The sequence below is a fragment of the Stenotrophomonas maltophilia group sp. SKK55 genome, from assembly GCF_057179845.1.
The window spans coordinates 171,582-184,835 of the sequence record NZ_JBXUHP010000059.1; the positions used below are offsets into that span (position 1 = coordinate 171,582).

Below are 13,254 nucleotides of genomic sequence, written 5' to 3' on the forward strand. Positions count from 1 at the left end.
ATCCACCTGTTCACCGCACGCCTGCTGCATCCGCTGCTGCAGTCGCGCCAGCGTCTCCGCACCCTGGTGCTTGCCGCTCCACGCTTTCAACTGCCCGGCAAGGCGTTCGAAGCGCTGGCGGGTGCGCTGGTGGTAGCCCGACGGCTGCGCCTCCAGTTCGGCGATCAGCGAGGCGGTGGCCTGCTCGATGCGCGGCGCGTCGTTCGGCGCCAGCTTCAGCAACCCTTCCACGTACAGCACGCCCCATTGCACGCGGGTGGCCGGGCCCTGCGCACCGTCGTAGGCACGCTTCAACCACTCCAGCGCCCCGGCGGTGTCGCCGCGCTGCTCGGCCAGTTCGGCCAGCTCGGGCATGTAGTAGTAGGGCTGCTCGCTGCGCTTCAGCTCCGCCAGCAACAACGCCTCGGCACCGGCGTCGTCACCGACCTGGCGCAATGCGTACGCCGCGCTGCTGATCGTTGCCTGGCGCGCGTGCGCATCGGTGGCGGCGGCATCGGCAGCGGCCACGCGCTGCTTGACCCGCTCAACCAGGGCCGGGGGCAGTGCGCCCTTCGGCTGCTGCTGGCGGGCAAGCGATACTTCGATCAGCGCCCGCGACAATGCGTCGTCGGCGCGGTCGCCGCGCTCGGCATCTGCGCGTTCCAGCGCGACCAGCAGCTGCTGGCCCAGCGTGTTGCGGGTGGCCGGCCCAGTACTGGCCTGCGTGACCAGCTGTGCGCCTGCATAGCCCAGCAACTCACGGTTGCGGCGGACTTCCGCCGGTTGCGCCAGCACCGCCTGCAGCAGTTCGCGCACTTCGGTGGGCGAGGCATCGGGCTTTTCGGCGGTTGCCAGGGCAAGCAGGGCGAAGCGGCGCTGCAGGGCGGCATCCGGTGCCGCCTTGGACAGTTGCCGCAGTACATCCTGGCTCCTGCGCTCGCCGGCCAGGCGGTTGGCGTCGACTTCCCAGCCGTAGTCGCCCAGCACCTGCCAGTCTTCGGCAGCCAACTTCTCCGGCGTGGCCAGGGCAATAGCCAGGGTGGCAGCGATTGCACTGCGGCGCCCGGCGGCGACGGTCAACGCCCGGGTCAGTTCGGCGGCGTCGTTGCCACCGGCCACGCGGGTGATTTCGTTGCGCTGTGGGTCCAGTACGATCAGGGTCGGGTAGCCGCGCACCCCGAAGCGTTCGCCCCAGGCCTGCGCACCTTCCTCGTCGCCATCCAGATAGACAGGAACGAATTTGCCGGTCAGCGCGATGAAGGCCGGGTCCTTGAACAGGCCCGCCTTGAGCTGGTTGCACGGCGGGCACCAGACCGCGCCCCAGTACAGCAGCACCGGCTTGCCGCTGTCGGCGGCTTCGGCGAAGGCATCATCGACGTCGCCCTGGCGCCACGCGATTCCCTTGGCCGGCGCAGGTGCCTCGGCGGAGTTGGCGGTGGAAACCGGGGCCGGGGTGCAGGCGCTCAGCGCCGACGCCAGCAGCAACACGGAAAGCGCGACGCGCATCGGCGGCATCTCGAAGGGGGACAGTCCATTGTAGGAATGGCCGGGGAGTGTGCTGATTCAGTTTGCTTATATCGGCTGGGCAGCTGGGCATGACACCCGCTGCCTTCAGGCGGCCGCCCGCACCATCTGCTGGTAGACCAGTCCGTTGAACTCGCCGGCCTCACCGTCAACCACGAAGCCATAGCGCAGATAGGTCGGCACAGCATTGAGCGAGGCGCGCACGGTCAGGACCGGCTCGCGTACCTGCGGCAGCACCGCCTCGAACAGTGCATGGCCGATGCCCTGTCCTTGGCAGGCGGGATCGACGAACAGCATCGCCAGGTGGCGGCCTTCCTTCAGCTCGACCACGCCGACGATACGGCCGTCCTGCTCGGCCACCAGGATATGGTTGTCGCCGCCGAGGCGTTCACCGAACGCATCGGCGGCGGCGACATTGCCGAACGTGGCGATGCCGGCTGCGCTGAGCGAAGGCGCGACCGCCGCAGTGAACGCGGCCAGGCACACCGCGCTGATCGCGGGCAGGTCATCGACGTGGGCAGGGCGAATCGTCGGCATGCAGTGTTCTTCCGGTAGTGGGCGGCGCGTCATCGTCGCCGCATGACTACACGCTAAGCTGCCGGCATGAGTGATTTCAATCCCGCTTACGCTGCGTTGTTTCCGCAACAGGGGCTGAGCCTGGGCCTGATGACGCCTGTCGCCGCGCATGGGCTGGCCGATCCGCATGACGCCAGGCGCATCGCACGGCTGGCCGATGACCTGGGCTTTGCCGCGTTGTGGACGCGTGATGTGCCATTGATGGTGCCGCAGGGTCCGGACGCGGTAGCGAGCGCGCTGGATGACCCGTTCCTGTGGCTGGGCATGCTGGCCGCTGCGACCGAGCGCATCGTGATCGGCAGCGCGGCCATCGTGCTGCCATTGCGCCAGCCGCTGCAGGTGGCGAAGTCGGCCCTGAGCCTGGACCGGATCAGCGACGGACGCTTCGTGCTGGGGCTGGGTTCGGGTGATCGCCCGGAAGAATTCGCTGCGTTCGGCGAGGATCTGGAGGGCAGGGCGGCGACCTTCCGTGAGCGCTGGTCGCTGCTGCGCGCGGCGCTGTCACCGGCGGCCGATGAGCGGAGCGCCGTACTGCAGGCCACGGGTGGCTTCGACGTGCTGCCGGCGCCGGCGGCGCGCATTCCGATGCTGGTGGTGGGTACCGCGCGGCAGAGCCTGCAGTGGATCGCGCGTGAGGCCGAGGGCTGGGCCACCTATCATCGCGAGGAAGCCGCGCAGGAAGGGCGCATCGGTCTGTGGCAACAGGCGCTGATGCAGCGCGGTGGGCCAGGCAAGCCGTTCGTGCAGTCGATGCTGCTGGACCTGCAGGCCGATCCGCAGGCGCCAGCCGAGTCGCTGCCGCTGGGCCTGAAGGTCGGCCGCGATGGCCTGCTTGACTACCTGCTGCGCGTGCATGCGCAGGGCGTGGCGCATGTGATGTTCAATCTGGTCGACAACGGGCGGCCGATGGACGCGGTGCTGCGTGAGATCGGGGAGCAGGTTCTGCCGCATATGCTCGGGTAGGTGTCTACCTTGGTGGACACGCTCCAGCAGTCGAGCACGGCTCGACTCTACATGGGGTTCGCATCTGCGTATCATTCGCATTTGATACCCCGATGCCGGAGCCCCACGTGACCCAACCTTCCCCCATGCACCCGACCGGACGTCTGTTCGCCGCGGTCGCTTTCATCGAGGCTGTGACCTGGGCCGGCCTGCTCATCGGCATGTGGATGAAGTACGGCCCAATGGCCAACGTGGCGCTGGTGAAGCTGTTCGGGCCGCTGCACGGCGTGGCCTTCCTGGCCTATGTGGCAGTCACCCTGTTTGCGGCTGTGCGCCTGCGCTGGCCGTGGTGGGCCAGTGCACTGGCCCTGTTGGCGGCGATCCCACCGCTGGTGACGTTGCCGCTGGAATGGTGGTTCAAGCGCCGTGGCCTGCTGGGCCTGCGTCCGATGCGCTGAACCGACTGTTGCATGCCCATTCAAGAGAATGGGTATCAAACGCAAATACGAGCCGTTATCATTTGAGGATGGCGTCCGGTCCTGAGCGGGGCGGATGCCGGGCGGGGCGCGCAGGCGCGTCCGGCCAATCCTTCCCTGTTACGGCTGGTGTTTCATGCACGCACGTCCCGTCGTTCCCGGCTTGCCGACGCTGGTGTTGGCTGCCCTGATCGGCACCATGGCGATGATGTCCTTCGTCGCGGTGATCGGTCCGGTGGTCCGCATGCTCGGCTTGTCCGAGTGGCATGCCGGACTGTCGGTCACCGCCGCGGGCGTGTTGTGGATGCTGGCCGCGCGCCCCTGGGGCCAGCTCAGCGACCGCATCGGCCGCAAGCGTGTGCTGATGCTGGCGATGAGTGCCTACACCGTGGTCTACATCGCGCTGGCGGTGTTCATCGACGTGGCCCTGCAGGCAGTGCCGCCGGTACTGGTGTCAGTGCTGGTGCTGGTCGGTGCGCGCGGCCTGATCGGCCTGTTCTACGCGGCGGTGCCGCCTACCGCAGCGGCACTGATCGCCGACAAGGCACCGACCGGCCAACGTGCGAAATTCCTCGCCCGCCTGGGCAGCGCCAATGCGCTGGGCATGGTGCTCGGCCCCGCCGCTGCCGGCTGGCTTGCCTATACCAACCTTTCGCTGGCGCTGTACGTGGCCGCGTTGCTGCCGTTGCTGGCACTGGCATTGCTGGCCTGGCGGCTGCCGGCCACGCCGCCCGTGGTGGGTGCGTCCTCACAACGCCGCACGCCGATGAGTCGCCTCGACCCGCGCCTGCGCCTGCCGCAGCTGGCGGCGTTCATCGCGATGGTCTCGGTGACCATCGCGCAGGTCACGGTCGGCTTCTTCGCGATTGATCGCCTGGGCCTGGATGCGGCTGCGGGCGCACGCATGGCCGGCATTGCACTCACCGCCGTTGGCGTCGGCCTGATCCTGGCGCAGGCACTGGTGATGAAGCTGGAGGTCCATCCACGCCGCTGGATCGTCCTCGGCGCGCTGATTTCTGGCATTGGCTTTGCTTCGGTGGCGGGCGTGCAGCAGGGCTGGCAGTTGCCGGCGGCGTATGCGCTGGCAGCGTTCGGCATGGGTTTTGTATTCCCCTCGTTCCAGGCGCTGGCCGCCGACGCGGTGGAAGCGCACGAGCAGGGTGCCGCAGCAGGCACCGTCGCGGCAGCGCAGGGCCTGGGCATGGTGGCCGGGCCGATGCTCGGCACGCTGTTGTATCGCGGCGGGCCCAGCCTGCCATACCTGTTGGTCGGCGCGTTGCTGCTGTTGCTGTGCGCGCTGGCTGCAGCGCATCGGATGAAGGAGACCCCATGAACGATTCCCTGATGCAGGGTGCGTGGCCGGAGGCCGCGCCCGCGCCGCAGGAGAGCAGCGACGACGCGTCGCTGTTCCTGCTGCAGCACGCTGGCCAGCACGTGCACGCACGCGGTTGCCGCGCCACGCTGCCGGCCGGTGCGCTGGCGACGTTGGCAGAGCGCGTTGCGGCGTTCTTTGCCCAGCAGCGTGGCGGCCCGGGCCTGCTGGTGGGGGCGGTGCCGTTCGAACCGCGTGCGGACGACGCGTTGTACCAGCCCGAGCGCCTGCTGCCAGCCCTGCCGTTGCCGCCGCAGGCCGCGCCGGCGCTGGAGGGTGCCCTGCAGGCCGAGCCCGCGCCCGAGGCATACGCGGCGTCGGTGGCGGCTGCGGTGCAGGTACTGCGCGCGCCCGGACTGGACCTGCAGAAGGTGGTGCTGGCGCGCAGCCTGCTGGCACGCACGCGGCAGTCACTTTCCCCCGAGGTGCTGCTGGCACGCCTGGGCGCGGATCCTTCGGTGGCGACCTACGCGGTGCCGTTGCCGGTGGCGCCGGGGCAGGCACCCGCCTGGCTGGTGGGCGCGACGCCGGAACTGCTGCTGCGCAAGCGCGGCGCCGAGCTGTTGTCGCATCCGCTGGCCGGTTCCGCGCGGCGCAGCGCCGATGCCGCCGAGGACGAGCGTGCGGCGCAGGCGCTGCTGGCCTCGACCAAGGACCACGACGAGCACCGCCACGTGGTCGAAGCCATCGTCGAGGGCCTGGCACCGTACTGCAGCCACATCGATGCACAGCCGCGGCCGGCGCTGCATGCCACCGCCAGCATGTGGCATCTGGGTACCCGCATCCATGCCACCCTGAAGGATCCGCAGACATCGGCGGCCGCGCTGCTGGCGCAGCTGCATCCCACGCCGGCGGTCTGCGGTACGCCGCGGTTGGCGGCGCTGCAGCGCATCCGCGAGCTGGAACCTGTACCGCGTGGCTTCTATGCCGGCGCCGTGGGTTGGTTGGACGCGCAGGGTGACGGCGACTGGTACGTGGCGATCCGCTGCGCGCGCCTGCAGGGCACGCAGCTGCGCCTGTTCGCCGGCGCTGGCATCGTTGCCGACTCGCAGCCCGAGGCCGAGGTGGCCGAGACCGCAGCGAAGTTCGCTGCCCTGTTGAACGCGCTGGGTGTCCATGAATCCGCGCCTGCGATCGAGCCTGCCGCATGACTGCCTCCACTGACGCTTCCCGCCTGCCACTGCAGCAGGTGTGGCCGGATGACCTGATCGCGCGCTATCGCGAGGCCGGTCATTGGCGTGGCGAGACCTTTCCGGCGTTCCTGCGCGAACGTGCAGAACGCTATGCCGATGACATCGCGGTGGTCGCCGGCGACGTGCGCCTGAGCTATGCGCAGCTGTGGCACGAGGCCGGACGCATCGGCGCCGGCCTGCTGGCGCTGGGCCTGCAGCCTGGCGAACGGGTGCTGGTGCAGCTGGGCAACACCGCAGGCTTCATCACCACGGTCTGCGGCCTGTTCCGGGCCGGCCTGGTGCCGGTGTACGCGCTGCCGGCGCACCGCATCACCGAGCTGGCGCACTTCGCCAACAAGGCCGAAGCCAGTGCCTACATCACCACGGCACTGCACGATGGCTTCGATCATCGCGGGCTGGCGCGGGCACTACAGGCCGAGGCCCCGGCAGTGCGCCATGTGGTGATCGAAGGCGATGCGGCGGAGTTCATCGCGCTGGAGGCGCTGCAGGGCGATCGCAGCCAGCTGCCGGTCGATCCGGACCCGCAATCGGTGGCGTTCCTGCAGATTTCCGGAGGCAGCACCGGGCTGTCCAAGCTGATTCCGCGTACCCACGACGACTACATCTACTCGTTCCGCGCCAGCAATGACCTCTGCGGCATAGACCGCGACAGCGTCTACCTGGTCGCGCTGCCGGCCGCGCACAATTTCCCGATGAGCTCGCCCGGCTTCTTCGGCGCGTTGTACGCCGGCGCCCGCGTGGTGCTCAGCCCCGGCCCCGGGCCGGACGCCGCATTCCCGCTGATCGCCCGCGAAAAGGTGACCTGCTGCGGCCTGGTGCCGCCGCTGGCGCTGCTGTGGGCGCAGGCCGCCGCCACCAGCAAGCATGACCTGTCGAGCCTGCAGGTACTGCAGGTGGGCGGTGCCAAGCTGGTGCCGGAAGCCGCGCGGCGGGTGATCGACGGCCTCGGCTGTACCTTGCAGCAGGTATTCGGCATGGCCGAAGGGCTGGTGAACTACACCCGCCTGGACGATCCGGAAGAACTGATCGTGGCCTGCCAGGGGCGGCCGATCAGTCCGGATGATGAAGTGCGCGTGGTCGATGACCATGACCAGCCGGTGGCCGAGGGCGAGGTGGGGCATCTACTCACCCGTGGCCCGTACACCATCCGTGGCTACCACAACGATGCGGTGGCCAATGCGCGCTCGTTCACCGACGACGGCTTCTACCGTACCGGTGACCGCGTGCAGCAGCTGCCCGGGGGCTACCTGGTGGTACAGGGGCGTGCGGGTGACCACATCAACCGGGCAGGCGAGAAAATCTCTGCTGAAGAGATCGAGGACCACTTGCTGGCACATCCCGGCGTGTTCGATGCGGCCGTGGTCTCAATTCCCGACGAGTACCTGGGCGAGCGCAGCTGCGCCTTCGTGATTCCGCAGGGCGAACCGTTCAAGGCGCCGGCGCTGAAGTCCTGGATGCGCGGTCGTGGCCTGGCGGCGTTCAAGGTGCCCGATCAGGTCGTGTTCGTCGACAGTTTCGATACCACCGCGGTCGGCAAGATCAGCCGCCGCGAACTGCGCGCGCAACTGCGTGCGCGTCATCTGCAACAGACAGGAGGAACGCGCTGATGGCGCTGCCCCGTATCACTGATTACCCCTTGCCGACCGCCGCCGAACTACCGCAGGCGCGTGGCCCGTGGCGCCCGCAGCGCGATCGTGTCGCGCTGCTGGTGCACGACATGCAGCGTTATTTCCTGGCCGCATTCAACGCCGGCAATGCACCGCTGCGGCCTGCCGTGGACAACATCGCACGCCTGCTGGCGCACTGCCGCGCGCAGGGCATTCCGGTGTTCTACACCGCCCAGCATGGCGACCAGGACCGGCGTGATCGTGGCCTGCAGGCCGACCTGTGGGGACCGGGCATGCGTCGCAGCGCCGATCATGAGCCGATCATCGAGGCGCTGGCGCCGCAGCCGGGCGAGCATGTGCTGGTCAAGCATCGCTATAGCGCCTTCCAGCGCAGCAACCTGGAGACGCTGATGCGGGTACGTGGGCGTGACCAGCTGCTGGTGACCGGCGTGTACGCCCATATCGGCTGTACCGCGACCGTCGTCGAGGCCTTCCAGCGTGACATCGAGGCCTTCATCGCCGCCGATGCGGTGGCGGACTTCTCGCGCGCCGATCACGATCAGGCGCTGCACTGGATCGCGCGCACCTGTGGTGTGCCGATGACCACCGATCAGCTGCTGGAGGTGCTGTGATGGCTGCCATGGGTGAGGCGCTGGATCTGGAGCGGATGCGTGCCGACGTGGCGCGCGTGCTGGAGTGCACGCCAGCCGAGATCGGGGACGACGACAACCTGATCGACCTGGACCTGGACTCGATGCGCATGCTCGGCCTGGTCCTGGCCTGGGGCAACACTGGCCTTCCGCTGGAGTTCTCGCAGTTGGCCGAGCACACCACGCTGCGCCAGTGGTGGGGTGTGGTGCAACAACTGCAGGCCGCGCAGAACGCATGAACGCCGCAGCGCTGGCCACGCCGGTGGCGTTGACCGAGGCCCAGGCGGGGCTGTGGTTCGCACAGCGGCTGGCACCGGACAATCCGTCATTCAATACCGCGCACGCGGTATGGATCGACGGCCCGCTGGACGTGGCCGCGTTCGTCGCAGCCGCAGACCAGGCTGCGCGCGAGGCTGAGGCTTTCGCATTGCGCTTTGCCGAAGGTGCCGATGGCCAGCCGCTGCAGTGGCATGACACGGCACACGTGCCGTTGCTTTCGGTGCGCGATGTTTCTACCGAGGCGGATCCCGCCGCTGCGGCACGCAACCTGATGCACGCCGACCGGCTGAGCCCGGTCGATCCCACCAGGGACCGGATCAGCCAGCAGGTACTGTTCGATCTGGGGGGCCTGCGCTGGGTCTGGTACCTGCGCGTGCATCATCTTGCGGCCGATGGCTACGGCATGGCGCTGTTCACTGATCGGGTGTGCGCGTTGCATGCCGGTCGTACCGGTGAGTCACTGCCGGGGCTGGCGGGCGTGCTGGCCGATGATGCCGCCTACCGTGCCGATCCGCGCCGCGTGCAGGCCGGGCAGTGGTGGCGTGAGCACATGCAGGGTGCACCGGCAGGCGCAGGCCTGGCCGGCACGCTCGCGGCCAGTGACGACGCGCTGCGCTGGGTGCAGCCGCTCGATGCGGCCTTCCGTGAGCTGTTGCTGCAGGCTTCGGTGCGTTGGCTGCAGCCTTGGCCGGATGTGCTGGTCGCGCTGGCGGCCGAGTACCTGCGGCGGATGAGTGGCGCCGATGAAGTGGTGCTGGGCGTGCCCTACATGGGGCGGTTGGGCAACGCGTCGGCGCGGGTGCCGGCGATGGTGATGAATGTGTTGCCGCTGCGCGTGGCGGCCGGCGAGGGCAGCGTCGAGGCCTTTGCCCGGGGCCTGGGTCGCCAGCTCAGTCAAGGCCGCAGGCACGGCCGCTACCGGGGCGAGCAGCTGCGCCGGGACCTGGGCCTGGTCGGCACGCAGCAGCGCCTGCACGGCCCGCTGGTGAATGTGCAGCCGTTCTACAGGCCGCTGGCGCTGACTGGCGTGCAGGCGGCGCTGGAGGTGCTGTGCACCGGGCCGGTGGATGATCTGGCGCTGGGTTTCCGTGGCGATGGCCAGCACCTGCTGGATCTGGAGATCGAGGCCAATCCCGCGCTGTACAGTCGCGAGGATGTCGAGGCGCACGCGGTGAGGCTGCTGCATTTCGTGTCGGCGGCGCTGCAGGCTGACGATATCGCCGCCGTGCCCCTGGCGACGCCCGCGGAGGCGCAGCAGCTGCTGCAGGGTTTCAACGCCACCGCGCACGCGCTTCCTGAGACCACCTTGGTTGAATTGCTGCAGCAGGGCATGGATCGGGACCCGCACACGCCTGCGCTGGTGTTCGGCGATGCGACGCTGGATTACGCGACGCTGGAAGCGCGCAGTTTCGCGCTGGCGGCACAGCTGCGGGCAATGGATGTCGGCCCGGGCAGCGTGGTGGCGGTAGCATTGCCGCGCTCGCTGGAGCTGGTGATCGCGCTGGTCGCGGTGCTGCGTGCAGGCGCGGCCTATCTTCCGTTGGACCTTGCCCATCCCGACGAGCGGCTGGCGCGCATCTTCGCCTCGGCGCAGCCGGTGTGCGTTCTGGCTGCGGCGGAGATTTCGGCGCGCACGGCCGGCGTACCGGTGCTCGCGCCGGAGCAGTGGGCCGCGCTGAGCTTCGCTGCGCCCTGGGCGGATCCGGCGCCCAGCGATGCGGCCTATGTGATCTACACCTCCGGTTCGACCGGCGAGCCCAAGGGCGTGGTCGTCGAACATCGCGCGATCGTCAATCGCTTGCTGTGGATGCGCGAGCACTACGGCATCCGTGCCGACGACCGCGTGCTGCAGAAGACCCCGGCGACCTTCGATGTCTCGGTCTGGGAGTTCTTCCTGCCGTTGCTGTGCGGGGCCACCCTGGTGGTCGCCGGGCCGGACGCGCATCGTGATCCCACCGAACTGGCGCGCTTGATCCGCGGGCATGGCATCACCACGGCGCATTTCGTGCCGTCGATGCTCGACGCTTTCCTCGCTGCGCCCGCTTCGGAAGGGCTGCAGCTGCGCCGGGTATTCACCAGTGGCGAGGCGCTGGACGCCGCGTTGCGCGACCGCTTCCACGCGCGCATGCACGCCGAGCTGCACAACCTGTATGGCCCGACCGAAGCCGCGGTGGACGTCAGCTACTGGCCGGCGTTGGCGCAGGATCGATCGCGGCCGGTACCGATCGGCTTCCCGGTCTGGAATACCCGACTTTACGTGCTGGACGCGCGGATGCAGCCGGTGCCGGTCGGTGTGGCCGGTGACCTTTATCTGGGCGGCGTGCAGCTGGCGCGCGGCTATCTCGGTCGCGAGGACCTGACTGCCGAACGCTTCCTTGCCGATCCTTTCCTGGCGGGCGAGCGCATCTACCGCACCGGCGACATAGCGCGCTGGCGCAGCGATGGCGCGGTGGAGTACCTGGGCCGCAGCGACCATCAGGTGAAACTGCGCGGCCTGCGCATCGAGTTGGGTGAGATCGAGGCGGCTTTGCGCGAACTGCCGGGCATGGAGCGGGTGGAAGTGCTGCTGCGCCAGGATGCGCCCGGCGACGCGCGTCTGGTGGCGTATGTGCCGACTGCGCTTGCCGACGCCGTGATGCTGCGCAGCCATCTGGCCACGCGCGTGCCGGACTACATGGTGCCCTCGGCGTTTGTCGGCGTGGACCACTGGCCGGTGACCGCCAACGGCAAGCTCGACCGCAACGCGTTGCCGAAACCACCACAGAATGAGGTCGCCGGATTGGCGCCGCGCACGCCGTTGGAACAGGAGCTGGCGTCGCTGTTTGCCCAGGCACTCGGGCGAGAAGCGCCGGTGGCGGTGGATGCGGATTTCTTCAGTCTCGGCGGTGACTCGCTGTCGGCGGTGCACCTGCTGCTGGCGATCGAACAGCGCTGGCGCTGCGATCTCGGTCTGGGGTCCTTGTTTGCCCAGCCCACCGTGGCCGCGCTGGCGGTTCGCATTGCCGAGCCACCCGCGCTGGCCGATCACGCGCTGGGGCCGGTGATCGCGCTGGCCGCGGCCGAAGCGGCCGGGACATCGCCGCTGTTCGTGCTGCACCCGGCCGGCGGCATCGCCTGGAACTACCGCACCCTGGCCCGGGCAATGCAGCCGGCACGCCCGGTGTACGGCCTGCAGTCGCCTGCACTGGACGCACGGCTGCCGCTGCCGAGCAGTATCGAGGCGATGGCCAGCGACTACGTACAGCGCGTGGTCGCACTGCAGCCAAAGGGGCCGGTGCACCTGCTGGGCTGGTCGGTGGGGGGCATCCTCGCGCAGGCGATGGCGGTGCGCCTGCATGAGATCGGCCGCGAGGTCGGCGAACTGGTACTGCTGGACGCCTATCCCAGCGAGTGCTGGCGGGCCGAGCCGGAACCCGATGCCATCACCGCATTGCGGGCACTGCTGGCGATTGCCGGGCATGACCCGGATGCGCATCCGGAACTGGACAGCCGGGAGCGCATTCTCGCGTTCCTGCGTCGTGGTGGCAGTGCGCTGGGTAGCCTGCCGGATGTCGTGCTGGATGGCGTGGTGCGCGCCGTGACCGGCGCCAATCGACTGATCCGTGAACATATCCACCGGCCGTTCGATGGCACGCTGGTGCATGTGCGTGCCGGCCGGGATCACCAGGCGCGGCCACAGTTGCAGTCGGCGTTGTGGCGGACACACGCGCGCAGGGTGCAGTCGTTGGAACTGCCGTTCCTGCATGCAGAACTGACTGGCCGCGATGCGGTGGCGCAGCTGGCGCCGTGGTTGTCGGCGCGGTTGCGCCAATGGGACGAGCAACAGGAGATCGCAGCATGCAGTTGACCGGCTTTGAAGGCCGCGTGGCACTGGTGACCGGCGCTGCCGGCGGCATCGGCGAGGCACTGGTACGGTTACTGGCCGAGGCCGGTTGCACCGTGGTGGCGACCGATCGCGAGGCGCCTGTTACGGCAGATGTGCGTGTGCATACCTTCGCACTCGACGTGACCGACAGTGCCGCCGTGGACGGCTTGGTGGATCAGGTCGAGTCCAGCATCGGGCCGATCATGCTGGGCGCCAGCGTGGCCGGTGTGCTGCATGTGGGCGGCGTGACCGAGACCGGCGATGACGACTGGCGCCGGGTGTTCGCGGTGAACACCGACGGGGTGTTCCATGTCGGGCGCGCCCTGGCGCGGGTGATGTCTCCGCGCGGGCAGGGCGCGATGGTTACCGTCAGCTCGAATGCGGCCGGTGTGCCGAGGCATGGCATGGCCGCCTATGCGGCATCCAAGGCCGCCGCCACGATGTTCACACGCTGCCTCGGGCTGGAGCTGGGGCCGTTGGGCATCCGCTGCAACATCGTCGCCCCGGGCTCGACGCTGACCCCGATGCAGACCGGCATGTGGCAGGACGAGCACGGCGCCGAGCGGGTGATCGCCGGCAACCTGGAGACCTACAAGGCCGGCATTCCGCTGCGCAAGCTGGCCGCCCCCGAGGACATCGCAAACGCGGCGATGTTCCTGCTCTCCGAGCAGGCCGGGCACGTAGCGATGAGCGATCTGTATGTCGACGGCGGCGCCACTCTGCGCGCCTGAGCCCCGACCGCCGCTGCCCGGCAACGGTAGTGCCGGCCGCTGGCCGGTAGTCCATAGCCC

At 69.1% G+C, this 13,254-nt stretch carries 11 protein-coding genes; 9 read left to right on the plus strand and 2 right to left on the minus strand.

Going from position 1 to position 13,254, the window contains the following annotated elements:
* Window positions 1-1,494 (minus strand): thioredoxin family protein (locus AC2A1N_RS18830; protein ID WP_484373139.1); only part of this gene is annotated, 1,494 nt, incomplete at its 3' end.
* 96 nt (window positions 1,495-1,590) lie between these two features.
* Window positions 1,591-2,040 carry a GNAT family N-acetyltransferase gene (locus AC2A1N_RS18835; RefSeq protein WP_061480007.1) on the minus strand — a complete coding sequence of 150 codons (450 nt, stop codon included), beginning with the start codon at window positions 2,038-2,040 and terminating at the stop codon, window positions 1,591-1,593.
* Window positions 2,041-2,106: 66 nt separating this feature from the next.
* On the opposite strand from AC2A1N_RS18835, the gene AC2A1N_RS18840 reads away from it, so the two are divergent.
* From AC2A1N_RS18840 to AC2A1N_RS18880, 9 genes are all read left to right on the plus strand, one after another.
* Complete coding sequence (locus tag AC2A1N_RS18840; protein ID WP_061480006.1) at window positions 2,107-3,042, plus strand: TIGR03571 family LLM class oxidoreductase; 936 nt, start codon at window positions 2,107-2,109, stop codon at window positions 3,040-3,042.
* 125 nt (window positions 3,043-3,167) lie between these two features.
* On the plus strand, window positions 3,168-3,479 hold the full coding sequence (locus AC2A1N_RS18845; RefSeq protein ID WP_242893664.1) for a DUF3817 domain-containing protein: 312 nt from the start codon (window positions 3,168-3,170) through the stop codon (window positions 3,477-3,479).
* Window positions 3,480-3,633: 154 nt separating this feature from the next.
* Window positions 3,634-4,830 carry an MFS transporter gene (locus AC2A1N_RS18850; protein ID WP_242893640.1) on the plus strand — a complete coding sequence of 399 codons (1,197 nt, stop codon included), beginning with the start codon at window positions 3,634-3,636 and terminating at the stop codon, window positions 4,828-4,830.
* Window positions 4,827-6,020, plus strand: coding sequence for an isochorismate synthase (locus AC2A1N_RS18855; RefSeq protein WP_242893638.1), 1,194 nt, complete (start codon window positions 4,827-4,829; stop codon window positions 6,018-6,020). The genes AC2A1N_RS18850 and AC2A1N_RS18855 overlap by 4 nt, the downstream gene beginning before the upstream one ends.
* The gene (locus AC2A1N_RS18860) at window positions 6,017-7,669 is read left to right on the plus strand and encodes a (2,3-dihydroxybenzoyl)adenylate synthase (protein ID WP_242893636.1); all 1,653 of its coding nucleotides are present in this window, start codon (window positions 6,017-6,019) and stop codon (window positions 7,667-7,669) included. Before AC2A1N_RS18855 ends, AC2A1N_RS18860 begins: the two co-directional genes overlap by 4 nt.
* Window positions 7,669-8,301 (plus strand): isochorismatase family protein, encoded by a 633-nt coding sequence (locus AC2A1N_RS18865; RefSeq protein WP_484373143.1) that lies wholly within the window; start codon window positions 7,669-7,671, stop codon window positions 8,299-8,301. Before AC2A1N_RS18860 ends, AC2A1N_RS18865 begins: the two co-directional genes overlap by 1 nt.
* A complete protein-coding gene (locus tag AC2A1N_RS18870) occupies window positions 8,301-8,558 on the plus strand; it encodes a phosphopantetheine-binding protein (RefSeq protein ID WP_019659922.1) in 258 nt (85 codons plus the stop codon). Before AC2A1N_RS18865 ends, AC2A1N_RS18870 begins: the two co-directional genes overlap by 1 nt.
* Window positions 8,555-12,445 (plus strand): enterobactin synthase subunit F, encoded by a 3,891-nt coding sequence (locus AC2A1N_RS18875; protein ID WP_242893634.1) that lies wholly within the window; start codon window positions 8,555-8,557, stop codon window positions 12,443-12,445. The genes AC2A1N_RS18870 and AC2A1N_RS18875 overlap by 4 nt, the downstream gene beginning before the upstream one ends.
* The gene (locus tag AC2A1N_RS18880) at window positions 12,436-13,194 is read left to right on the plus strand and encodes a 2,3-dihydro-2,3-dihydroxybenzoate dehydrogenase (protein ID WP_242893632.1); all 759 of its coding nucleotides are present in this window, start codon (window positions 12,436-12,438) and stop codon (window positions 13,192-13,194) included. The genes AC2A1N_RS18875 and AC2A1N_RS18880 overlap by 10 nt, the downstream gene beginning before the upstream one ends.
* The last annotated feature ends 60 nt before the right edge of the window (window positions 13,195-13,254 follow it).

Bases quoted from the DNA above. Each gene is read 5' to 3' on its own strand.
- AC2A1N_RS18860 (WP_242893636.1), top strand. From the start codon at position 6,017: ATGACTGCCTCCACTGACGCTTCCCGCCTGCCACTGCAGCAGGTGTGG.
- AC2A1N_RS18840 (WP_061480006.1), top strand. From the start codon at position 2,107: ATGAGTGATTTCAATCCCGCTTACGCTGCGTTGTTTCCGCAACAGGGG.
- AC2A1N_RS18880 (WP_242893632.1), top strand. From the start codon at position 12,436: ATGCAGTTGACCGGCTTTGAAGGCCGCGTGGCACTGGTGACCGGCGCT.
- AC2A1N_RS18850 (WP_242893640.1), top strand. From the start codon at position 3,634: ATGCACGCACGTCCCGTCGTTCCCGGCTTGCCGACGCTGGTGTTGGCT.
- AC2A1N_RS18870 (WP_019659922.1), top strand. From the start codon at position 8,301: ATGGCTGCCATGGGTGAGGCGCTGGATCTGGAGCGGATGCGTGCCGAC.
- AC2A1N_RS18875 (WP_242893634.1), top strand. From the start codon at position 8,555: ATGAACGCCGCAGCGCTGGCCACGCCGGTGGCGTTGACCGAGGCCCAG.
- AC2A1N_RS18865 (WP_484373143.1), top strand. From the start codon at position 7,669: ATGGCGCTGCCCCGTATCACTGATTACCCCTTGCCGACCGCCGCCGAA.
- AC2A1N_RS18835 (WP_061480007.1), bottom strand. From the start codon at position 2,040: ATGCCGACGATTCGCCCTGCCCACGTCGATGACCTGCCCGCGATCAGC.
- AC2A1N_RS18845 (WP_242893664.1), top strand. From the start codon at position 3,168: ATGCACCCGACCGGACGTCTGTTCGCCGCGGTCGCTTTCATCGAGGCT.
- AC2A1N_RS18855 (WP_242893638.1), top strand. From the start codon at position 4,827: ATGAACGATTCCCTGATGCAGGGTGCGTGGCCGGAGGCCGCGCCCGCG.